The 22,051-nt window shown below is 69.5% G+C and carries 20 protein-coding genes, 1 tRNA gene and 1 other RNA gene; 16 read left to right on the forward strand and 6 right to left on the reverse strand.

The window, feature by feature from the left end:
• Window positions 1-52: 52 nt before the first annotated feature.
• Entirely contained in the window at window positions 53-1,558 is a 1,506-nt protein-coding gene (gene arfA, locus AC3A3H_RS04665) for an arabinosylfuranosidase ArfA (RefSeq protein WP_487613378.1), read from the reverse strand.
• 152 nt (window positions 1,559-1,710) lie between these two features.
• The gene (locus AC3A3H_RS04670) at window positions 1,711-2,370 is read right to left on the reverse strand and encodes a TetR/AcrR family transcriptional regulator (RefSeq protein ID WP_487613379.1); all 660 of its coding nucleotides are present in this window, start codon (window positions 2,368-2,370) and stop codon (window positions 1,711-1,713) included.
• A 153-nt stretch (window positions 2,371-2,523) separates the two neighbouring features.
• Here AC3A3H_RS04670 and AC3A3H_RS04675 point away from each other — a divergent pair, with 153 nt between their 5' ends.
• The 8 genes from AC3A3H_RS04675 (at window position 2,524) to AC3A3H_RS04710 (ending at window position 11,550) form a co-directional block, all read left to right on the forward strand.
• Window positions 2,524-4,203, forward strand: coding sequence for an ABC transporter substrate-binding protein (locus AC3A3H_RS04675; protein ID WP_487613380.1), 1,680 nt, complete (start codon window positions 2,524-2,526; stop codon window positions 4,201-4,203).
• A gap of 88 nt (window positions 4,204-4,291) precedes the next feature.
• Window positions 4,292-5,116, forward strand: coding sequence for an ABC transporter ATP-binding protein (locus AC3A3H_RS04680; protein WP_487613381.1), 825 nt, complete (start codon window positions 4,292-4,294; stop codon window positions 5,114-5,116).
• Entirely contained in the window at window positions 5,113-5,925 is an 813-nt protein-coding gene (locus tag AC3A3H_RS04685) for an ABC transporter ATP-binding protein (protein WP_487613382.1), read from the forward strand. The genes AC3A3H_RS04680 and AC3A3H_RS04685 overlap by 4 nt, the downstream gene beginning before the upstream one ends.
• A complete protein-coding gene (locus AC3A3H_RS04690; protein ID WP_487613383.1) occupies window positions 5,922-6,986 on the forward strand; it encodes an ABC transporter permease in 1,065 nt (354 codons plus the stop codon). Before AC3A3H_RS04685 ends, AC3A3H_RS04690 begins: the two co-directional genes overlap by 4 nt.
• 3 nt (window positions 6,987-6,989) lie before the next feature.
• Window positions 6,990-8,078: an ABC transporter permease gene (locus AC3A3H_RS04695; protein WP_487613384.1), complete on the forward strand. Its 1,089-nt coding sequence runs from the start codon at window positions 6,990-6,992 to the stop codon at window positions 8,076-8,078.
• Window positions 8,075-10,345, forward strand: coding sequence for an exo-beta-d-1,3/1,6-glucosidase (locus tag AC3A3H_RS04700; protein ID WP_487613385.1), 2,271 nt, complete (start codon window positions 8,075-8,077; stop codon window positions 10,343-10,345). The genes AC3A3H_RS04695 and AC3A3H_RS04700 overlap by 4 nt, the downstream gene beginning before the upstream one ends.
• Before the next feature lie 140 nt (window positions 10,346-10,485).
• Window positions 10,486-11,037 carry a hypothetical protein gene (locus AC3A3H_RS04705; RefSeq protein WP_487613386.1) on the forward strand — a complete coding sequence of 184 codons (552 nt, stop codon included), beginning with the start codon at window positions 10,486-10,488 and terminating at the stop codon, window positions 11,035-11,037.
• Window positions 11,038-11,088: 51 nt separating this feature from the next.
• Complete coding sequence (locus AC3A3H_RS04710; protein WP_487613387.1) at window positions 11,089-11,550, forward strand: HTH domain-containing protein; 462 nt, start codon at window positions 11,089-11,091, stop codon at window positions 11,548-11,550.
• Here AC3A3H_RS04710 and AC3A3H_RS04715 read toward each other — a convergent pair.
• On the reverse strand, window positions 11,501-12,583 hold the full coding sequence (locus AC3A3H_RS04715; RefSeq protein WP_487613388.1) for a glycoside hydrolase family 6 protein: 1,083 nt from the start codon (window positions 12,581-12,583) through the stop codon (window positions 11,501-11,503). The two genes, AC3A3H_RS04710 and AC3A3H_RS04715, sit on opposite strands and share 50 nt — an antisense overlap.
• Window positions 12,584-12,656: 73 nt before the next feature.
• Window positions 12,657-13,343, reverse strand: a complete 687-nt coding sequence (locus AC3A3H_RS04720; RefSeq protein ID WP_487613389.1) for a DNA-3-methyladenine glycosylase family protein — start codon at window positions 13,341-13,343, stop codon at window positions 12,657-12,659.
• Window positions 13,344-13,617: 274 nt separating this feature from the next.
• Here AC3A3H_RS04720 and AC3A3H_RS04725 point away from each other — a divergent pair, with 274 nt between their 5' ends.
• The 4 genes from AC3A3H_RS04725 to AC3A3H_RS04740 all read left to right on the forward strand — a co-directional run bounded on the left by AC3A3H_RS04725 (window position 13,618) and on the right by AC3A3H_RS04740 (window position 17,172).
• Complete coding sequence (locus AC3A3H_RS04725) at window positions 13,618-14,709, forward strand: GNAT family N-acetyltransferase (protein WP_487613390.1); 1,092 nt, start codon at window positions 13,618-13,620, stop codon at window positions 14,707-14,709.
• Between the two features lie 241 nt (window positions 14,710-14,950).
• Window positions 14,951-15,313 (forward strand): hypothetical protein, encoded by a 363-nt coding sequence (locus AC3A3H_RS04730; protein WP_487613391.1) that lies wholly within the window; start codon window positions 14,951-14,953, stop codon window positions 15,311-15,313.
• A gap of 241 nt (window positions 15,314-15,554) precedes the next feature.
• Window positions 15,555-16,196 (forward strand): HD domain-containing protein, encoded by a 642-nt coding sequence (locus tag AC3A3H_RS04735; protein ID WP_487613392.1) that lies wholly within the window; start codon window positions 15,555-15,557, stop codon window positions 16,194-16,196.
• 55 nt (window positions 16,197-16,251) lie between these two features.
• On the forward strand, window positions 16,252-17,172 hold the full coding sequence (locus AC3A3H_RS04740; RefSeq protein ID WP_487613393.1) for an NADP-dependent oxidoreductase: 921 nt from the start codon (window positions 16,252-16,254) through the stop codon (window positions 17,170-17,172).
• Here AC3A3H_RS04740 and AC3A3H_RS04745 read toward each other — a convergent pair.
• Window positions 17,159-18,172 (reverse strand): GlxA family transcriptional regulator, encoded by a 1,014-nt coding sequence (locus AC3A3H_RS04745; RefSeq protein WP_487613394.1) that lies wholly within the window; start codon window positions 18,170-18,172, stop codon window positions 17,159-17,161. The genes AC3A3H_RS04740 and AC3A3H_RS04745 overlap by 14 nt on opposite strands.
• A 90-nt stretch (window positions 18,173-18,262) precedes the next feature.
• On the opposite strand from AC3A3H_RS04745, the gene AC3A3H_RS04750 reads away from it, so the two are divergent.
• Together AC3A3H_RS04750 and AC3A3H_RS04755 are read left to right on the forward strand one after the other, a co-directional pair.
• Window positions 18,263-18,901, forward strand: a complete 639-nt coding sequence (locus AC3A3H_RS04750) for an HD domain-containing protein (protein ID WP_487613395.1) — start codon at window positions 18,263-18,265, stop codon at window positions 18,899-18,901.
• Window positions 18,898-20,100, forward strand: coding sequence for an MFS transporter (locus AC3A3H_RS04755; RefSeq protein WP_487613396.1), 1,203 nt, complete (start codon window positions 18,898-18,900; stop codon window positions 20,098-20,100). Before AC3A3H_RS04750 ends, AC3A3H_RS04755 begins: the two co-directional genes overlap by 4 nt.
• A gap of 142 nt (window positions 20,101-20,242) precedes the next feature.
• On the opposite strand, the gene AC3A3H_RS04760 is transcribed toward AC3A3H_RS04755, so the two are convergent.
• Window positions 20,243-20,330: transfer RNA gene (locus AC3A3H_RS04760), tRNA-Ser, on the reverse strand.
• A 99-nt stretch (window positions 20,331-20,429) separates the two neighbouring features.
• Between AC3A3H_RS04760 and ffs the strand changes: the two genes are divergently transcribed.
• Window positions 20,430-20,526, forward strand: an RNA gene (gene ffs, locus AC3A3H_RS04765) — signal recognition particle sRNA small type.
• A 117-nt stretch (window positions 20,527-20,643) separates the two neighbouring features.
• Entirely contained in the window at window positions 20,644-22,050 is a 1,407-nt protein-coding gene (locus AC3A3H_RS04770) for a DUF1254 domain-containing protein (protein WP_487613397.1), read from the forward strand.
• Window position 22,051 lies beyond the last annotated feature (1 nt).

Raw genomic sequence — 22,051 nt, forward strand, 5'->3', positions numbered from 1 at the left:
AACTCCGGAACGGCCGAGGGGCACGCGGAGTGCCCCTCGGCCCAGCCGGTGATCAGCCCAGCGCGACCGCCGTCCAGGAGACGGGCGGCAGCTCGACGGTCAGCACGCCGTCGGCGAGGGACGCCGTCGAGTTGGCGCGCAGGCCCACGCGCTCCGGCTCCGCGAGCGTGTTCTTCGCGTACACGTCGTCGTCGAACAGGCTCAGCGCCTCGCGCACCTCGGTCGCGCCCAGGTCGCGGACGTCGATCGTGACCGTCTCCGACTCGGTGAGGCTCCGGTTGACTAGGAACACCGCGGACGAGCCGGTCTCGGCGTCGTGGGTCGCCACGGCGTCCACGAGGTCCGCCGTCCCGTGCACCGCCGTGTCGTAGCTGCCCGTGCGCACGGCCAGCCGCAGCACCTCGCCGCGCGCGAGCCGGCTCGTGACCGAGAACGGGAAGAACGTGGTCTGCCGCCAGGCCGCGCCGCCCGGCTCGGTCATGATCGGCGCGATCACATTGACGAGTTGGGCGAGCGAGGCGCTGCGCACCCGGTCGTGGTTCTTCAGCAGCGTGATCAGGAGGTTGCCGACCACCACGGCGTCGGCCACCGAGTAGACGTCCTCCAGCTGCCGCGGGGCGACGCGCCACTCGTCGTTGACCTCCTGGGAGGCCTGGTGCTCGTCCAGGTACCAGACGTTCCACTCGTCGAACGAGATGGCGATCTTCTTGGCGCTCTTGCGCTTGCTCCCGACGTGGTCGGCCGCCGCGACGACGGTGTCGATGAAGTACTGCATGTCCACCGAGGAGGCCAGGAACGACCCGAGGTCGCCGCCGCGCTCCTGGTAGTAGGCGTGCGCCGAGATGAAGTCGACGTTGTCGTACGCGTGCTCCAGCACGGTGCGTTCCCAGTCGCCGAAGGTCGGCATCCCGGAGCCGGAGGACCCGCACGCGACGAGCTCGAGGTGGCGGTCGGCCGCCTTCATCGCCTGGGCGGTGCGGGCGGCGAGCTTGCCGTAGTCGTCGGCGGTCATGTAGCCGGTCTGCCAGGGGCCGTCCATCTCGTTGCCGAGGCACCACATCCGGATGTCGTGCGGCTCCACGGTGCCGTTCGCGATGCGCTGGTCGCTGAGCGCGGTGCCGGACGGGTGGTTGGCGTACTCCAGGAGGTCGAGCGCCTCGTCGATGCCGCGGGTGCCGAGGTTGACCGCGAGCATGAGCTCCGAGCCGGTGAGCTTCAGCCAGCGCGAGAACTCGTCCAGGCCGACCTGGTTGGTCTCCAGCGAGTGCCAGGCCAGGTCGCGGCGCACCGGGCGCTGCTCGCGCGGGCCGACGCTGTCCTCCCAGCGGAAGCCGGAGACGAAGTTGCCGCCCGGGTAGCGGATGGTGGTCGCGCCGAGCTCCTTGACCAGCTCGACCACGTCGAGGCGGAAGCCGTCCTCGTTCGCGGTCGGGTGCCCCGGCTCGTAGATGCCGTCGTAGACGCAGCGGCCGAGGTGCTCCACGAACGAGCCGAAGATGCGGCGGTCGATCGTGGCGACCCGGCTGGAGCGGTCGAGGGCGATGTGGGTTTCAGGCATGTCTGCTTCCTCGGTCTTCGCGCGATGGCGGCGTTTACAACGTTGTACAAGAATGATCGCCGAGCGGATCCGACCGTGTCAAACGGGCCCGCCTGCGAATTCTGCCAGGAAACGACTTTACAACGTTGGAGGAGGAGGCCGACCTTCGTCGCTCAGGCGTCGCGCACGTACGAATCCAGCCCCGCGCCCGGATTCAGCACCCCGTTCACGATCGCCTGGATGGCGAACTCGCTCGCCCCCGCGAGGTCGACCGCCGTGGGCTCCAGCAGCCACTGGAGCTGCAGGCCGTCCATGACGGCGAGGATCGCGGCGGCCGCCCGGTCGATCGTGTCGGGGTCGGTGACGCCCTCCTGGGCGCAGAGCTCCCGGAAGGCGTCGTCGATCTCGCGCCTGAGCGTCCGGTACCTGTCCTGGAAGTACGCCGTCGCCGGGTGGTCGTCGGTGACCGCCTCGGCCGAGAGCACGGTGTAGACCTGCACGATGCCGGGGCGGAGGGCGTTGCGCTGCGCGGTCGCGACGAGGTGCGCGAACAGCGCAGGGCCGCCGGGGATGTGGCGGTCGGCGAGGTGCGCGACATCGTCCTGGTCGCGGAACTCGAGCACCTCCAGCAGCAGGTTCTGCTTGGAGCCGAAGTGATGCAGGACGCCGGCGTGGGTCATCCCGACCTGCTCGGCGATGTCCGCGAGCGTGCCGTTGGTCGACCCCTTCGTGCCGAAGGTCTCGATCGCTGCGCGCAGGATGTCCTTGCGCTTGCGCTCGGTCTCCGGGCGCGTGCCGGTGCCGGTGCTGGTGCCGGTGCCGCTGCTGGCCATTTCCGTCGCTCCTGCCGTGCTGGTTGCGGCCGAGCTTACCAGTGAGTAACCTCACCTCAACCAACTTGCTTTCTGACCAGTAAGCAAGTTATCGTCAGCCGACATTCCGCAGCACCAGGGCACAACGGATGTGCCCGCCACGAAGGAGAAGCAATGAGGCTTAAAAAGTACGTCATCACGGCGACCGCGATCGCCGCGTTCAGCGCCATCGCACTCACCGGCTGCTCGTCCGACGCCAAGTCGGGCGCGAGCAGCGCGAGCGGCGGTTCGCTCACCGTCGCGAAGCCGGACGGCGCGGCCATCCTGGCGACGCAGATCAACAACCCGTTCATCACCACCGGCTCCGGCATGTCGCTCGGCTACGACCGGATGATCTACGAGCCCCTGGCGATCGTCAACCCGGTCGGCAAGAACGAGACCACCCCGTGGCTCGCCTCCAAGGTCCAGTGGAACGCGGACTACACGCAGCTCACCGTCACCCCCCGCAAGAACGTCACGTGGAGCGACGGCAAGGCGTTCGGCGCCGACGACATCGTCTTCACCTACAACCTGATCAAGAACACCCCGGCTCTCGACCTGGGCGGCCTCAAGCTGACCGAGGTCAAGAAGGACGGCGACAACGTGGTCCTGGACTTCAGCGAGTCGAAGTTCGTCAAGCAGGGCGACGTGCTGCAGGTCCCGATCGTCCCCGAGCACCAGTGGAAGGGCGTCGCCGACCCGACGAAGGACCCGGTCGCCAAGGCAGTGGGCACCGGCCCGTACACGATCAAGAGCTTCTCCTCGCAGGGCGTCGTCCTCCAGGCGCGCAAGGACTACTGGGGCGGCACGGTCCCGGTGGCCCAGCTGAAGTACCTCGAGTACAACGACAACACCGGCCTCCTCCGCGCGCTGCAGAGCGGCGAGACCGACTGGGCGCAGATCTTCATCACGGACTACCAGAAGAACTACGTGGACAAGGACCCGAAGCACAACGTCTTCTGGGGCGCCAACGTCCTGAGCCCGGACATGATCGTCGTCAACACGGCCAAGGCGCCGTTCAACGACGTCGCGCTCCGCAAGGCCGTGAACCTGGTCATCGACCGCAAGGCGCACGCCGAGAAGGCGCGCAGCAACGCCGGTCCCGAGCTGACCAACGTCACGGGCATCCCGCAGCCGACCGGCGACCAGTACATCGCGTCGGAGTACAAGGACCAGACGTTCAAGATCGACGTCGACGGCGCGAAGAAGATCCTCACCGACGCCGGCTACACCTGGAAGGACGGCGCACTGACCGACCCGTCCGGCAAGCCGGTCTCCTTCACGCTGCAGGACCCGCAGGGCTGGAACGACTACGTCACCGGCATCCAGCTGGTCGCGACTCAGCTGAAGAGCACGCTCGGCATCGACGCGAAGGTCGCGACGCCCGACGCCGACACCTGGTTCGCCAACGTGGCCTCGGGCGACTTCGACGCCGTGCTGCACTGGACCGGCTCCGGCTCGAACCCGTGGCACATCTACGACGACGTGATGAACAGCAGCTACATCGACCAGGCCGCCGACGGCAAGGTCTCGGACAACTTCGGGCGCTACAGCAACCCGGAGGCCACGGCCCTGCTCAAGGAGTACGCGCAGGCGTCCGACGACGGCGCCCGCACGGCCGCGCTGAACAAGCTGCAGAAGATCTTCGTGGACGACGTCCCGGCCATCCCGATCGGAACCCACCCGCAGCTCGCCGAGTACAACACCCGGAAGTTCGTCGGCTGGCCGAGCGAGAAGGACCAGTACGCCACCGCCGACCCGACGCAGCCGTCGGCCGTCCAGGTGCTGATGAACCTGAAGCCCGCCGGCAAGTAGTTACACCGAGCACGTCCGGGGTGGACGTCGGCACTCGTGCCGGCGTCCACCCCGGACGGCCCGCGGACAGCAGGAAAGCGACGCCCCCATGACAGACTCCCTCCTCTCCGTACGCGACTTCTCGGTCGTGTACGACGTCGACCCGCCGGTCCCGGCGGTCAAGAACGTCTCCCTCGACATCAAGCGCGGTGAGATCGTCGGCCTCGCCGGCGAGAGCGGCTGCGGCAAGACCACGCTCGCCTACGGGGTGCAGCGCCTGCTCAAGCCCCCGGCGGTGATCACCAGCGGCAGCGTCGTCTTCCACGACGACAGCGGCGAGGACATCGACATCAACGCCCTCGACGCGGAGCAGATGCGCCGCTTCCGCTGGGACAAGATCTCCATGGTCTTCCAGGGCGCCATGAACGCGCTCAACCCGGTGGCCACCATCGGCTCCCAGCTCGAGGACGTCTTCCAGGTGCACCGGCCCGGGATGAGCCGCTCCGAGCGCCGCGCTGCGGTGGCCGAGCTGCTGGAGATCGTGAAGGTGGGCGGCCAGCGGGCGCGCTCGTACCCCCACGAGCTCTCCGGCGGGATGCGGCAGCGGGTCATGATCGCCATGGCCCTCGCGCTCCGGCCGCAGCTGATGGTGATGGACGAGCCGACGACCGCGCTGGACGTGCTGGTGCAGCGCGAGATCCTCAAGCAGATCTCCCAGCTCCGCCACGAGTTCGGCTTCTCCGTCGTCTTCATCACCCATGACCTCCCGCTGCTGCTGGAGATCAGCGACCGGATCGCGATCATGCGGGAGGGCGAGATCGTGGAGCTGGCCACCGCGCAGCAGATCTGGACCGACCCGCAGCACGAGTACACACAGAAGCTGCTGCAGTCGTTCCCGCGGCTCACCGGCGAGAGAGGAGTGGTCGTCCGATGACCACGCTCGAGTTCAGCAACGTCACGAAGATCTACAACGTCCGCGGTTCCGGGCAGCTGAAGGCCCTGGACGACGTCAGCTTCACGCTGGGCCGGCGGCAGACGATCGGCCTCGTCGGCCAGTCGGGCAGCGGCAAGTCCACGATCGCGAAGATCCTGACCCAGCTGGAGACGCCGACCAGCGGCCAGGTGCTGCTGGACGGCGCTCCCATCCCGCGGTCGGGAAAGCGGCTGCGCCAGTACCGCCAGCAGCTGCGGATGGTGTTCCAGGACCCGTTCGCCTCGCTGAACCCCTCGCACTCGATCCGCCACCACATCGAACGCCCGCTCCGGCTGGACCGCGTCGTCCCGCGCGCCGAGGTGGACGACGAGGTGCGCCGCCTGCTGCAGCGCGTCCAGCTGGACGCCGACGCCGTGATCGACCGCCGCCCGCACGAGCTGTCCGGCGGCCAGCGCCAGCGCGTCGCCATCGCGCGCGCCCTGGCCTCCCGGCCGGCGCTGCTCGTGGCCGACGAGCCGGTCTCCATGCTCGACGTCTCGCTGCGCGTCGGCGTGCTGAACCTGCTCGCCGACCTGCAGCGGGAGGAAGGCCTCGGGGTGCTCTACATCACCCACGACCTGGCCACCGCCCGGCACTTCAGCGACGAGATCATCGTGCTCAACCAGGGCCGGATCGTCGAGCACGGGCCGGCCGACGACGTGATCCTGCGCCCGCAGGACCCCTACACGCGCGAGCTGCGCGCCGCGTCCCCCGATCCCGAGAAGCACTTCGGTGCCCTGTCCGGGCAGACTGCAGGAGGTGCGCTGTGAGCGCTGAGTCGGCTGTCGATCCCACCCTCGTCGGCACGAGCGCCGCCCGGGCCGAGCGTGCGGGCGTCCGCGTCCCGTGGCGTTTCATCGGCGGGAGGGTGGCGTTCTACGTGTTCACCCTCTGGGCGGCGATCACCATCAACTTCTTCATCCCGCGCCTGATGAAGGGCGACGCGGTCTCCGCGTACATGGCGCGCAGCCAGGGTCAGCTGACCCCCGACGCTGCGAAGGCGCTCCGGCTGCTCTTCGGCGTCGACAAGTCGGTGCCGCTGTGGCAGCAGTACCTCGACTACTGGAACATGCTGCTGCACGGCAACCTGGGCGTCTCGATCTCGACCGGTATGGCGCCGGTCGGCGACGCGATCGCCTCCGCCCTGCCGTGGACGCTCGGGCTGGTCGGCTTCGCCACGGTCATCTCGTTCCTGATCGGGACGAGCCTCGGCGCGGTGATCGGCTGGAAGCGCGGCGGCCCGCTGGACGTCTTCATCCCGGTGACGACGTTCCTCGGCACGATCCCGTACTTCTGGCTCGGCCTGATCTTCATCGCCATCTTCTCGACCACGCTCGGCTGGTTCCCGGCCGGCCACGCCTACGAGCTGGGCGTCGACCCGGGCTGGAACGCCGACTTCATCGGCCAGGTGGTCTCGCACGCCGCCCTGCCGATGGCCACCATCGTCGTCGTCTCGATCGGCGGCTGGGTGCTCGGCATGCGCAACATGATGCTCACCGTGCTCGACGAGGACTACATCACCGTGGCGCAGGCGAAGGGCATGCCGGAGCGGCGGGTGCTGTGGCGCTACGCGGCCCGCAACGCGGTGCTGCCGCAGATCCAGAGCTTCGCGCTGGCGCTCGGCTTCATCGTCAGCGGCACGATCGTGATGGAGATGGTGTTCTCCTACCCCGGCATCGGCCTGCTGCTGCTCAACGCGACCAACGCGAAGGACTACGCGCTGATGCAGGGCATCTTCCTCGTGCTCGTCCTGGCCGTGCTGGTGGCGAACATCATCGCGGACATCGCCTACGCCATCCTCGACCCGCGCACCCGCCAGACGGAGGCCTGACCCATGACCACGCAAGCACCCCGGACCGCCGAGCCGCGCACCGCCGAACCCCGGACGACCGAGCCGCGCACCGCCGCGATCCAGGCGGCCGCCCGCCAGCCCTCCGCCCCGGCGAAGGCCACCTTCTGGTCGCAGCTCAAGGCCTCCCTGGCCATGTTCAGCAACCCCAAGTCGGCCACCGGCCTGATCATCCTGGGCGTCTTCGTGCTGGTCGCGATCTTCGCGCCGCTGATCGCGCCGTACGACCCGGAGGCGCAGCACCTGGACGAGACGCTGCAGCCGCCGTCGTTCACGCACCTGCTGGGCACGACGCACATCGGCCAGGACGTCTTCAGCCAGCTCGTCTACGGAACCCGCGGCGTGCTCGTCGTCGGCTTCCTGGCGACGTTCATGGCCACGGTCGTCGCGATCGTCGTCGGCGTGACCGCCGGCTACCTGCGCGGCTGGAAGAGCGAGTCGCTGTCGGCGCTGTCGAACGTGTTCCTGGTCATCCCCGGCCTGCCGCTGATGATCATCGTCGCCTCGCAGTTCCAGGACCCGCCGCTCGCGCTCATCGCCGCCGTGCTCGGCCTGACCGGCTGGGCGTGGGGCGCCCGCGTGCTGCGCGCGCAGACCATGTCACTGCGCAACCGGGACTTCATCCAGGCCGCGCGCGCGAACGGCGAGCCGCTGCACCGGGTGATCCTGGTGGAGATGCTGCCGAACCTGATGGCGATCATCGCCTCCAGCTTCGTCGGCACCATGACCGCCGCGGTGCTGGGACTGACCACGCTCGCGTTCATCGGCGTCATCCCGGTGTCGAACCTGAACTGGGGCACCATCCTGTTCTGGGCGCAGCAGAACAACGCGTTCCCCGACTACTGGTGGTGGTACGTCCCCGCCGGCCTGTGCATCGCGCTCCTCGGCGTCTCCCTCGCCCTGATCAACTTCGGCATTGACGAGTACGTCAACCCGCGCCTCCGCTCGGCGGGCGAGCGCGCCAGGGCGATGAAGCGCAAGGGCATGAACGTCAACGCCGCCGTCACCCAGGTGCGCACGTCTCCCGTCACGGCCGTTCCGGCCGCAGCCACACCCGAAAGCGACTCCGCATGACCTCGACCCTCCCGTCCACCAGCACCGCGACCATCGAGGAGGCCCTTCCGTACAAGGACCCGGCACTGACCACCGCCGAACGTGTCCGCGACCTCCTCGGCCGCATGACGGTGGAGGAGAAGGTCGGGCAGATGCTCCAGCTCGACGCGCGCGACGACCTCCAGGACCACATCCTGCGCCGGGCCGTCGGCTCCATCCTGCACACGTCGCCGGAGCGCATCCTGGAGGCCAACAGGCTGACAGCCGAGACCCGGCTGCGGATCCCGCTGCTGGTCGGCGAGGACTGCATCCACGGCCACTCGTTCTGGCCCGGCGCGACGATCTACCCCACCCAGCTCGGCATGGCCGCGTCGTGGGACGCCGAGCTGATCGAGCGCGTCGCCCGCGCGAGCGCTGTGGAGGTCGCCGTGACGGGCGTGCACTGGACGTTCTCGCCGGTGCTCTGCATCGCCCGCGACCTCCGCTGGGGCCGGATCAGCGAGACCTTCGGTGAGGACCCGTTCCTCATCGGCGAGCTCGCCAGCGCCATGGTGCGCGGCTATCAGGGGACCGGGCTGGACGACCCGACCGCGATCCTCGCCACGGCCAAGCACTTCGCCGGCTACTCGGAGACGCAGGGCGGCCGGGACGCGAGCGAGGCCGACATCTCGCGGCGCAAGCTCCGCAGCTGGTTCCTGCCGCCGTTCGAGCGGGTGGCCCGCGAGGGCTGCCGCACCTTCATGCTCGGCTACCAGACCACGGACGGCGTGCCGATCACCGTGAACGACTGGCTGCTGAGCGAGGTGCTCCGCGGCGAGTGGGGGTACACCGGCACGCTGATCACCGACTGGGACAACGTCGGCCGGATGGTCTGGGAGCAGAAGGTGCAGCCCGACTACGCGCACGCATCGGCCGCAGCGGTGCGCGCGGGCAACGACATGGTGATGACGACCCCGGGGTTCTACGAGGGCGCACTGGAGGCCGTCGAGCGGGGGATGCTCGCGGAGGACGCATTCGACGCCGCCGTCGCCCGCATCCTGACGCTCAAGTTCGACCTCGGCCTGTTCGAGGACCCGCGCCTCCCGTCGCCGGACCTGGACGCCGTGGTCGGGAACGCCGCGCACGCCGAGCTCAACCTGGAGATCGCCCGCCGGTCGATCGTGCTGCTGGAGAACGACGGCACGCTGCCGCTGACGCAGCCGTCGCTGCGCGTCGCCCTGGTCGGCCCGCTCGCCGACGACGCCCAGACCCAGCTCGGCGACTGGGCCGGCGGCTCCGGCCAGGCCGGCTGGCTCGACGGGCAGCCGCGCGAGATGATCACGACGGTGCTCGACGGCCTGCGCGCGATCGACGGCTGGACCGTGCGTCACGCCCGTGGCGCCGACATCCTGACCCTGGAGGACGACCCGCGCGGTGCGACGTTCCCGGACGGGCAGCCGCGGCCCCCCGTGGTCGTGCCATCCGCGCCGGACGCGGACCTGATCGCCGAGGCGGTGGCCGCTGCTTCGGAGTCGGATGTGGTCGTGGCCGTGGTCGGCGACCGGATCGAGCTCGTCGGGGAGGGCCGCTCCACCGCGACGCTGGAGCTGATCGGCGGCCAGATCGCCCTGCTGGACGCGGTGATCGCGACCGGCAAACCGGTGATCGTCGTGCTGCTGGCCTCCAAGCCCCTCGTGCTGCCGGCATCGGTCGCGAGGGCCGCCGCCGTGCTGTGGGCCGCCAACCCCGGAATGCTCGGCGGCCAGGCGATCGCCGAGATCATGGCAGGCCGCGTCGAGCCCTCCGGCCGCCTCCCGATCTCGTTCGCCCGCCACGTCGGCCAGCAGCCGACGTACTACAACCAGCTCCGCGGCCAGCACGGCGACCGCTACGCCGATCTCACCCAGGCGCCGGCGTGGGCCTTCGGGCAGGGGCTGTCGTACACGACGGTGGAGTACGCCGACCTGACCCTCGCACACTCCGAACTCGACGTGCGCGACGACATCGAGGCCTGGGTGACGGTCACCAACACGGGCGACCGCGCGGTCCGCGAGACGGTGCAGGTCTACGTGCGCGACCTGGTCACGAGCGTGAGCTGGGCCGACAAGGAGCTGAAGACCTACCGCCAGGTGGAGCTCGCACCGGGGGAGTCCGCGCGAGTGGGGCTTCGCCTGCCGGTCGCCGAGTGCACGATCGTGGACGCGGCGGGGGAGCGGCTGGTGGAGGCGGGAGCTTTCGAGCTGCTGGTGGGGCCGTCATCGCGGGATGCGGAGCTGCTGGGGGTGGGGTTCGAGGTGCGGACGAAGTAGTAGGAGCGCTGGGTGGGAAGGCGCCGCCCTGAGCGTTCGTCCCTCGGAGATCATCCCGCGAGTTGCCAATTGCAGATGTAAGAAATAGTATTTCTGACATCGCGATTGGGCGATAAGCGAGTCTCGAGGAGGAGACGGGAATGACGAATTCGAGCGGGATCGACGGGACACGCAGACGCGGTTCGAAGCGGAGATTCTCCTTCCACATCGTGGCGCTGGTCGCAGCCGTCCTTACTCTTGGAATGATGTCGGCGCCGGCGAACGCCGCGGAGGTCGGTGGCGAACCGGCTTATGAGCTCACGATCGACGGTCAGACGGTCGCCTTCGCAGAGGGTGAAACGGTGACGGTCGGTATGGAGCGTATCGCTCCCGAGCCCGGCCCCGGTGGGATCTCGCTGTTCACGGTGTACAGCGGCAATGCCGGAACTCTGACGGTCACTGCTTCGAAGGGCGTCTTCTATTACGGCATCGCGATGTCCATCCCCGTCACGACCTTCGCCGGGGTTTTCACTGTGGCCAACCTGACGAACGGTCAGTCTGGCGGTCGAACTCCCGTCTTCGCGTTCTCCGGCTCGATCGCTACGAGCAATCTTCGTGGTCACACCTACAGCGGTGTCCTGGAAGGCACGGCGTTTCTTCTGGGAGCGGCTGTCGCGAAGACCATGCCGAACTACACGACCTTCAAGAACTGACGACCCCTCTGCTCTAATGACAGTGATCGAACGGCGTGTGGGGCGCCAGGGGTGAGAAAGGACGCGACGGCGATGGATGGCACGGGCCACAACCCTGCGGACGAGCTGCGGCGCATCATCGCTGAAGGCCGCATCTCGGAAGAAGCATTGCGCGCCATCACCGGCATAGCCGGCGAGCGTCTTGCCGATTTCCTCGACCGTTCCGTCGCCGGACTCTCGGCGAAGGCACCCGTCTTGTCCGGCGACGAGACCACGCGTCTGTCCGTGCTCGGATCGCAGCTCATCCAGGGGCTCGAAATCGACGACGACGAACGACTCCGCGGGATTCTCGAAGGTCTCGCGATCGAGTTCAAGCTCACCCCGCAGAACATCGCACTGCTCACCGCCACGAACCTGGAGGATGTCGAGACGTGCCTCAGAGACCCGGGAACCGTGCCGTCGGAACGGAAGTACTCGCTCGGGCTCAGGGTCTCGTATCTGAACCTCGCCATCGCCAACGCCCGGCGCAATTGACCTCGGCGTCCGTCCGGCTCCTGCTCGTGGCGGGGTTCGACCGGCGCTGACGCTCACCTGCCGGCGCTGCCGGCCCCCGTCCCCGCACCAGGGCCTCCGCCCCGCTCTCGAACCACGCCCCGGCCGGAGGGCCGCCGTTGCAGGTGCCGTCGCTCGAGCCGGGGTGCTTCACCCAGAGCAGAGCATCGAGTCTGGCCGTCGGGGACTCCGTGATCTGCGGGTTCTGGCCGAGCGCGGAGACGGGTGGGTTGCACCAGGTGCCCGTCCAGCCCTTGCCGTTGCGGGAGACGTCGATCACGAAGTGCTTCCCGCCGACGCGCGAAGACAGCTTGCCGGCGTAGTCGCGCTCGGCCTGCGTGGTGTCGAAGTTCGAGACGTTCGTGAAGAAGCCGCGCGCGCCGGCGACGCCCGCCGCCTTCAGATACGACGCCTGAAGGCCCGGGCTAAGCCAGCGCGCGTTGCCGCCGTCGAGGTAGGTGCTGAGCCCGGCCGCGCTGAGGATGCTCACGGCGGAGCGGAGGAGCGGGAGGCGGGTGTTCGCGACTCCCGCGCATTTCGCGCTCGGCAGCATGGAGAGGGAGTCCGGCTCGATCAGCACGACGGCCGAGCTGCCGGCAAGCGCCGCGGCGATCCGCCGGTTCCAGTCGAGGTACTGATCGGGCGCTAAGCCGCCGGCGGAATAGTCCCCGCAGTCGCGGTCTGGAATCGCATAGGTGACGAACACCGGTGTCGCGCCCTGCGCGGCCGCGGCCCGCAGATGGCTCTGGATCACGCTGTCCAGCAGCGCCGGGCCGTCCCAGTCGCCCAGCCAGACGGCCGTGGGCTGGCTCGCGATCTGCTCGATGAGCGCCGCCCGGTGAGCGTCTCCCGCGGCGGCCAGCCGGTCGGCCGTCCGGCGGGCGTCGCTGGTGGGGTCGACGTAGAGGCGACTGCCGAAGACGGAGTCGCCGGCGGGCGCCACCGCGCCCGTGGGAGCCCACAGGAGCGCCACGGCCAGCACTGCGCCGATCAGCGAAGCGACGAGTGTGCGCATACCGCTACTATCGCGGGACTTCGTTCGAAGATCAGCAGTTCGCGGCGGATCAGTCCTGAAGATCCCCAGAGAGTCACTGACCGTCCGTTTGCAGGGCCTCCGGAGCCGCAGAGTCGGCCTCCGAGTAGGCAGGATCGGCCGCGACCGCCCAGCAGTACCAGGCCACGAGGGTCCGACAGGGGCGAAAGGCGTCGCCCGCCGCCTCGAGCTGCTTCGGCGTCGGGGCCGGAACCCGCCACGCGAGGCCGTAGCCCCTGCGCACGGCCAGGTCGCCGACGGGCCAGACGTCGAGACGGTGGAGGTGGAAGATCAGGAACATCTGCGCCGACCACGGTCCGATCCCGCGCACACGCGAGAGCTGGGCGATCACCTCGTCGTCGCCGAGCTCGCCCAGCGACTCGTGGTCGAGCACGACGTCGCCGTCGACCACCCGTGCGGCGAGGTCGCGGAGGGATGCCACCTTGTTCTTCGACAGTCCGACGCGTCGCAGCTCGTCGTCCGACAGGGCCAGCATGCGCTCCGGCACGATGTCGCCGAGCGCGGCGACCAGGCGTCCGTGGATGGCCGACGCCGCCGCCCCGGCGATCTGCTGGTAGGTGATGCTGCGCACCAGCGACGCGAACGGGCTTTCGAAGGGGATCGGGAAATGCGGGATGCCGAGCTGTGCGTGGAGCCGCGCCAGCACCGGGTCGCGCTCAGCGAGCTCGAGTGCGGCGGCCTCCAGCGCGTCGGTCCGCTGCGCGGATTCGGAGCCGGTCATCCGAGGAAGCCCGGCACGTCGTCGGGGGAGATCGTCAGGCGTTTCGTGCTGTCCAGGTACCTTCCCATCCGGAGTCCTCCGCTCTGCGTCGATCGTCAGACGCGATCTTGGCACGACCTGGTGGCGGCGGCCAGCGCCGACCGCGGTCCCTCGCGTGCCGCCTTGTCCTCCTGCCCGGTGCTGTGGAATGCTGTCCCTCGTGATTCTGTAGCAGTGACTCCCTTCCTCCCCATGCCGTGGGTGAGTCGATCGATCCTGCCAACAAAGAGGTTTCATGTCTTCTTCAGATCACACCGTCATGCTCTCGGACTTCACCATCGAGCCGCTCGTCGTCCCCGCGAGCGTCGACGCACCGGATGCGGCGGACTTCGTCGCCTTCGCCGCGGTGCGGAGCGCCGTCGAGGCGGAGCAGCGCGGCCACGCCGGCGATGTCATGACCGCCGCCGAACTGCTCCCGGACTGGAAGGACGAGTCGAGGCAGATGTCCGGACTCGTCGCCAAGGTCGGCGGCCGTGTCGTCGCCCGGGCGAACCTGGCGCTTCCGGCCGGCGCGAGCGAATGCTGGGGCGCGGTCGGGGTCCTCCCGGAGTTCCGCGGCCGCGGCATCGGCTCCGCGCTCTACGACCGCCTCGAGCAGCTGGCTCGGGAGGCCGGCCGCACGACCATCCAGAATCAGACGACGTATCCGGCGGGCGTCGGGGGCGAGGCCGTTCCCGCGCCGACGGGGTTCGGGTCGGTGCCGGTCGACCTCCCGTCGACCCGGTTCCTGCTCCGTGCGGGCTTCTCGCTCGAACAGGTGGGGCGCATCAGCGCCCTGCCGCTGCCCGTCGACGCGGACGTGTTCTCCGCCCACCTCGCCGAGGCGGTCGCCGCGGCGACCGGGTACCGGACGGTCAGCTGGCAGGGTCGGACGCCGGAGGAGTGGGTGGAGTCCATCGCGCTGCTGCGCACCCGGATGAGCACCGACGCCCCCAACGCCGGCATCGAGCTGACCGACGTGTGGACGGCGGAGCGCGTCCGCGCCGTCGACGACCTCTGGGCCGACAGCCCCCGCGTCGCGCTGACGTCGATCGTGGTCGACGAGGCGACCGGCCAGGCCGTCGGGTTCACGGAACTCGACGTGTCGGCCGAAACCGACCGGCCGGCCGAGCAGATGGACACCCTGGTCCTGCGCGAGCACCGCGGACACCGGCTCGGGATGCTGCTGAAGCTCGCCAACCTCCGCGAACTGACCGAACGGTTCCCCGCGTGCGAACGCGTGGAGACGATCAACGCCGAGGAGAACCGCCCCATGCTCGACGTCAACGACTCGATCGGCTTCGCCGCGATGTGCTTCTCGGCGCGGTGGCGGAAGAGCATCGGGTAGGGGCGGGCGCGCCCCGGATCCGTGCGGATCTCGGGCCTCTCCATGGGAAATTCATGCGAGCTGCAGATGAATGCAATAAGCGGCAGCTATTGGACTGATCAATAGTCGTTTCCCTATCCTGTGATCCGGGGACGTCGCCGCAGTTGCTCTCGCGGCGACCGATCGACGCGATACATCTCACGGTGCAGCCTCACCAGCTTCCGCAAGCGCGGCTCCGAGCCGCTGCACCACCCGAGGAACCATGTCTGATCTGAAGATCGAAGTCGTCGCCCGAGACGAGCTCGGAGCCATCGTGGCTCTCATCACACCGCACGGCGTCGTGGACGCGACGTACGCTTCGGCACAAATCCACCGCGGCGAGGCCTGCTACGTCACGGGGCCTGACTCGTATGTGCGCGTGCCGGTGCGCGCCATCTCAGCGATAGGCGGCTCGTATCTGTACGCGAATTGGGACGGAACCCGACGCAACAATCTGCACGATCTCGCCGCCGTACGCGTACGCAGATTGTCGACCGAGCCGGCAACCGACGCCCGCGTAGTGGAGCCGAGCACTCGGACGAGGCGCGTCGCGGCACTGTGGAGTCGGCTCTTCGGGGCGCGCTGAGAACGATCTGAGGACCTTCACCCCGCCGCGGACATTGCGCGCGTTGGGCGTGCACCCCGCGGCGCATCCGTGGGTATTTGCCGACTTACGACCCTAATTACTGATTTGAGCTGGTTCCCGAGCGGCCGTTCGTCTGAATTCGGGGCATTCGTGGCCGATGCTGAGGGGCGTGGCCGCGAGCCGGCCGCGCAGACTGGGGAGCGGGCAGGCCACTGCCCATCCGCATCCACTGGAGGAAACTGTGTCCACCGAAGTCATCGCCGGGGTCTGCGTCCCCGACAGTCGTATGGTCGCGGACGCGACCGAGCTGGTCCGCACCACCACGCCGGAGCTGATCTTCCACCACTCCCGGCGCGTCTACCTGTTCGGTTCGCTCCAGGCGGCCCGTGCCGGCCTGGAACCGGATCCGGAGCTCCTGTACGTGGCTGCCCTGTTCCACGACCTCGGACTCGTGCCGCCCTATCGCGGCGACGAGCAGCGCTTCGAGCTGGACGGGGCGGACCGGGCGCGCGCGTTCCTCACCGAGCACGGTTTCAGCGCGGCTGACGCGGAGCAGGTCTGGACGGCCATCGCGCTGCACACCACTCCGGACGTACCGTGGCGCATGGCCCCTGTCATCGCGGCCACCACGGCGGGTGTCGAGACGGACGTGCTCGGCCTGCGGCTGGATGCGCTCACGGACGCCGAGATCGCGGCCGTCGTGGACACGCACCCCCGCCCGCGGTTCAAGGAGCGCATCCTGGGTGCGTTCACCGAGGGGTTCGCCGGGCGGCCGGCGTCGACCTTCGGCACCGTGAACGCCGATGTGCTCGAGCACTTCGTGCCCGGCTTCCGGCGGACCGACTTCGTCGAGGTCATCCAGGACTCCGCGTGGCCGGAGTGACGCGACCGGGGGAGCGAGCACCGCAGACGAGCACAGAACAGGAGAGAGCACGCTGATGAAAGCGATCACCGTGATCGACAAGGCCCGCGGCACCGCGGGCATGACCGTGAGGAGCCGGCCCGCGCCGCACGCATCGGAGAACGACGTCATCGTCGAGGTTCGCGCCGCCGGTTTCACACCCGGCGAGCTGGACTGGCCTGCCACCTGGGCGGACCGCACCGGGCGCGATCGGACCCCCACCATCCCTGGCCACGAGCTCGCCGGCGTCGTGACCGCGCTCGGCTACGGAACGACCGGGTTGACCGTCGGCCAGCGCGTGTTCGGCTTCGCGGACTGGACGCGCGACGGGGCGCTGGCCGAGCACGTCGCCGTCGAGGCGCGCAACCTCGCGCCACTGCCCGCCGACATCGACTTCGTCACCGGGGCCAGCCTCCCGATCTCGGGCCTCACCGCGTGGCAGGGTCTCTTCGAGCACGGGTGCCTCCGGGCCGGCCAGACAGTCGTCGTCAACGGCGTCGCCGGCGGCGTCGGCTCGGTGGTCGCCCAGTTGGCCGCCGAGGCGGGCGCATACGTGGTCGGCCTTGGCCGTCCCGCCCACCGTCAGCGGGCGATCGAGGCGGGCGTCCACCGCTTCGTCGAGACCGCGAGGAACTGGCCGGCGGCCGCGGGGGAGGCCGACCTCGTGTTCGATGTGATCGGCGGCGAGCTCGGCGCCGATTCGGCCGGGCTCGTCCGCGACGGCGGAACGTTCGTCACAATCGCGGCGCCTCCGGCCGTTCAGCGCCCAGGAGTCACCGCGGTGTTTTTCGTGGTGGAGCCCGACCGGCGGCAGCTGAGCGAGCTCGCCCAGCGGGTGCGCGCCGGCCGGCTGCGCACGTTCGTCGGGGATGTCGTCTCGCTCGACGACGCACCCGTCGCGTTCCAAACCGGCAGCACCGGGCGAGGCAAGACGATCGTGCAGGTCAGCGAGGAATGACCGCGAGTCCGTCCTCGGCGCCTTGCGGCGCAGCGCTGTGGAACCTGCGCTGGTACGCGGCGGGGGAGATCCCGAGCTCACGGGAGAAGACCCTCCGCAGGCTCTCGTAGCTCGGGAAGCCCGCCCGCTCGGCGGCCTCCGTCGCGTTGTAGCCCTGATCGAGCAGCGACCGCGCGATGTCGAAGCGGATGGACTCCACATACCGCGTCGGCGTGGTCGACAGCTCCTCGCGGAACAGCCGACTGAGATGCCGCGTGCTCAGATTGAGGTGCTCGGCCAGCTCGGCCTGGGTGTGCCGTGCGGTCGGGTCGGCCACGACCAGGTCGGCGATGCGCCGGAGCGCGGGCGTCCGCGGGGGCGCCCCCTGCAGCGGCGCCGAGAACTGCGACTGGCCGCCGGCCCGCTGCAGGTAGACCACGAGGGCGCGCGCGACGTCGCGCGACAGGTCGGCGCCGTAGTCCTCTTCGACCAGCGCCAGCGCGAGATCGATCCCGGCACTCACGCCCGCCGACGTGTAGGTGCGGCCGTCGCGCACGTAGATGGCGTCCAGGTCCACCGCGGTCTGCGGATAGCGGGCGGCCAGGGCCTGTGCGACCTTCCAGTGCGTCGTCGCGCGCTTACCGTCGAGGAGGCCGGCCTCCGCCAGGATGAACGCGCCCGTGCAGATCGACGCCAGCCGTCGCGTCCGGTGCGACAGCGCCCGTGCTGCGTCGGCCAGTGGAGAGGGGACGCGGGTGCTCGGGTACACGTCCGCCCCGGCGACGATCACGGTGTCCGCCGTCGCGGCATGCTCGGCGCTGCCGTCGACCGCGAGCCGGATGCCGACCGAAGTGATCACCTCCGCGCCGTCGGGCGACACTAGCGCAATCCGGTAGTCCGCCCCGAGCCGATTCGCCTCGCCGAAGACATCGGCGGGGCCGGCCACGTCGAGCAGCTTGGCACCGTCATACACGAGGATCACGACCGAGCGGCCGGCCGCGTCCGTTTTCGGGTGGTTCATGGCGTGCCGGGCGCAGCGAGGGTGGCACGCCGGCTGGCACCGTGGACGGTGGACCGACAGTCCACATCCAGACCCGGAACGGAGCATGACATGTCCAGAATTATCGCAGGCGTCGAGATCCCGGGCACGCCCGGAGCCGAGGCAGCGGAGCGGTTGGTCAAGAGCCAGAGCAGCCCGCTGCTGTTCGACCACTCGCTCCGGGTCTTCCTGTTCGGCTCGCTGCGCGCCCGAGGGCACGGACTCGAGCCAGACCCGGAGCTGCTCTACCTCGCCGCGCTGTTCCACGACAGCGGACTGCTCGCGCCGCCGTCCCGGACGCCGCACCGGTTCGAGGTCGACGGTGCGGACCTGGCACGCGAGTTCCTCCTCGCCGGCGGCTACTCCGCCGCGGCCGCGGAGACCGTCTGGCAGGCGATCGCGCTGCACACAACCACGGAGATCCCCGGCCGGATGGGCGGTGTGATCGCCGCCACCAACCTCGGCGTGCTCACCGACGCGGTCGGTCTCGGCGTCGACGAGCTCGACCCGGAGGTGGCGGGGGAGATCCTCCGGTCGTACCCGCGCGACGACTTCAAGAGCGGGTTCCTCGCGACATTCTATGAGGGGTTGAAGCACCGCCCGGACACGACGTACGGGACCATCAACGCCGACGTCCTCGAGCACTTCGATCCGGACTTCCGCCGCGGAAGCATGGTCGACCGCGTCATGTCGGCGTGGGAGACAGTGTGAGCATCGAGTTGAGTGCGCGACGACTCCGCATCCTGACGTTCCTCCTGGCGGTTGCGTCCGGCGCGACCATCGCCAACATCTTCTATTCGCAGCCACTGCTCGGCCTGATCGGCTCCAGCTTCGGGATCAGCGAGAGCGCGGCGTCCATCGTCGTGACCGTGACGCAGCTAGGCTATGCCGCCGGGATCCTCATGCTCATGCCGCTCGGCGACCTCCTGAACAACCGGAAGCTGGCCTCCCGGGTACTCATCCTGACCGCGATCGCGGCGGCGATGGCGGTGCTGGCGCCCACCCTTCCTCTCTTCCTGGTCGCGTCCGTCGTCCTCGGCTTCACCTCCGTGGTCGCGCAGATCGTGATCCCGTTCGTCGCCCACCTGGCTCCCGCCGGACAGGGCGGACGCTACGTGGGCCGGGTGATGAGCGGCCTGCTGCTGGGGATCATGCTCGCTCGCAGCGTCTCCAGCTTCTCGGCGGATGCGTGGGGCTGGCGCTCCGTGTACGCCATCTCGGCGGTGGCGATGCTGATCATCGCTGTCCTGCTCGCGGTGGCGATGCCCGACCGGAAGCCCGACCACACCGGCGGCTACGCCAGCCTCCTGCTGTCGATCGGGCGGCTGATCCGCACCGAACCGGCACTGCGACGCCGGGCGCTGCTGCAAGCGCTCATGTTCGCCACGTTCTCGGCGTTCTGGACCTCGATCGCCTCCGAACTCATCGCCGACCACCGGCTGACCCAGTGGCAGATCGCGATCTTCGCCCTCGTCGGCGCCGCCGGCGCGGCCGCAGCGCCCATCGCCGGCCGGATCGGAGACAGAGGGCTGGGACGCCCGGCGACCGGGGTCGTCTTCGCGCTCGCGGCGGTCGCGATGGCCGTCGCCGGTCTCGTCGCGCACAACCTGGCCGTGCTGGCGCTGGCGGCGGTGCTCCTCGACGTGGCAGTGCAGGGGAGCCTCATCCTCAGCCAGCAGGAGATCTACGCCCTGCGACCCGACGCCCGCTCCCGCCTCAACACCGTCTTCATCGCCAGCGTGTTCCTCGGCGGCGCGATCGGCTCGGGGCTCTCGGGTGTGCTCTACGGACGGGCCGGGTGGACCGGCGTCGCGTGGCTCGGCGTCGCCCTCGCCGCGATCGGGCTCGTGGTGTGGGGAGGCTCCGAGCTAGGGCGCCGGCCGTCGCAAGCACTGGCAGCCGAAGATTAGTGGGTGATTGCCTTCATGTGACACAAACCGCGCGAGATCCTACTCTCAAGTCTGATGGATCACGGGCTGGCTGAGGACAGAGCAAAGGCCCCGTCTTCCGCGTAATCACGCGGGAGTCGGGGCCTTCGTCGTCTGAGGAATCTGGCGGAGAATGGGGGATTCGAACCCCCGAGGGCTTGCACCCAACACGCTTTCCAAGCGTGCGCCATAGGCCACTAGGCGAATTCTCCTGGGTTGCCGGCACCCTGTGGGCGACGGCTCACAATATCTTAGCGGACGCCGGAGGTGCCGCCGTGCACGCCCTCCCAGGCGGACCCGCTACACTTGTTTTCGGCTCCCCACGTGGCGCCATCCAGGCCAACTCCCCCAGGGCGGAAACGCAGCAAGGGTAACCGGGCTCTGGCGGGTGCGTGGGGGGTCTTTTTCGTGTTCAGGAACACGTCACGCGCGCCAAGTAGAGTGTGGGCAGCACAGCAGCTGACCACATCCTCCAGATTGTTCTACGCTTTGTAGAATGACCCTTCGACGAGTCGAGGTGCGCGAATGACCGAGCAGGAAGCCGTGGAGCACGGGATCGCCGAGGTGGCGTCGGAGGCGTTCGTCCTCGGGTTCCCGCTCGTGTTCGACCTGGAGCAGGTGGCACGGTTCACCCGGGACGGGCTCGGCGCTGTGCCGCCGACGCCGTTCAACACGTTCGGGCACGCGCGTAGGCTCGCCGGCCCGGAGACCACCTTCGTCTCGGTCAACAACGACACCCTGTACTCGATCGCGCAGCTCGACCTGAGCGTCGGGCCGGTGCTCCTCACCGTCCCGGCGGTCGGCGATCGCTACTACGTGCTCCAGTTCGTGGACGCCTGGACGGACAACTTCGCCTACGTCGGGACGCGCGCGACCGGCTCGGCGGCGGGGGAGTTCCTGCTCGTCCCGCCCGGCTGGGAGGACGACCCGCGCGACGGCGGCCCTGCCGTCATCCGCTTCCCGACCCGCATCGGCACCATCGTCGGCCGCTGGGCGGTTGCGGGGGAGGCCGACCTGCCCGCCGTGCACGCCCTCCAGGACGCGACGACGCTCACCCAGACGCTGGAGACGTTCGCGCCGCCGGCCGGCATCCCGGAGGTGGAGGTCGGCCCGAGCGAGGCGCTCACGTTCTTCGAGCGGATGCGGGTGTGGTCGCAGGAGTTCCCGCCCGCCGAGCACGACCGCGACGCCCTCGCGACCTACGAGCCGATCGGGCTGACCGGCCAGACGCCGATCGCCGAGCTGCCGGAGGACGTCCGCGACGCGCTCGAGGAGGGCTACACCGTCGGCAAGCAGGCGCTGGAGTCCTCGCTGCACTCCGTCGTGCCGACGACGGACGGCTGGCAGGTCAACCTCCACATGTTCGACTACAACACCGACTTCTTCGAGGTCGGCACGCACAGCGGCCGGGAGTGGCAGCTCACCGACCCGACCACCCGGTACGCCCGCCGCGCGGGGGCGGCCCTCGGCGGTCTGTGGGGCAACCACGGCTACGAGGCCGCCTACTTCCCGACCTACGTGGACGCCGCGGGCGAGCAGCTCAGTGGCGCGCACGTGTACCGGCTGCGACTGAGCCCGACGCCGCCGGTCGGCGCGTTCTGGTCGCTGACGATGTACGACCTCCCGCACTTCTACCTGGTCGAGAACCCGATCGCACGGTACTCGATCGGCGATCGCACGCCGGGGATCGTCTACGACGAGGACGGCGGGCTGACCATCACGATCGCCGCCGCCCGTCCCGACGACGCGAAGGCCGCGTCCAACTGGCTCCCGGCGCCGGACGGGGAGTTCCGCCCGCTGCTGCGGCTGTACGCCCCGGGCGACGCGGTGCTCGACGGCAGCTACCGGCTCGCGCCCATCGAACGCATCGACGCCGGCGACACACGCGCCGACACCGGCACCGACCGAAGCACAGACGAGGAGACCCGCTGAC

It is taken from the genome of Leifsonia sp. Soil_N53 (assembly GCF_057655165.1).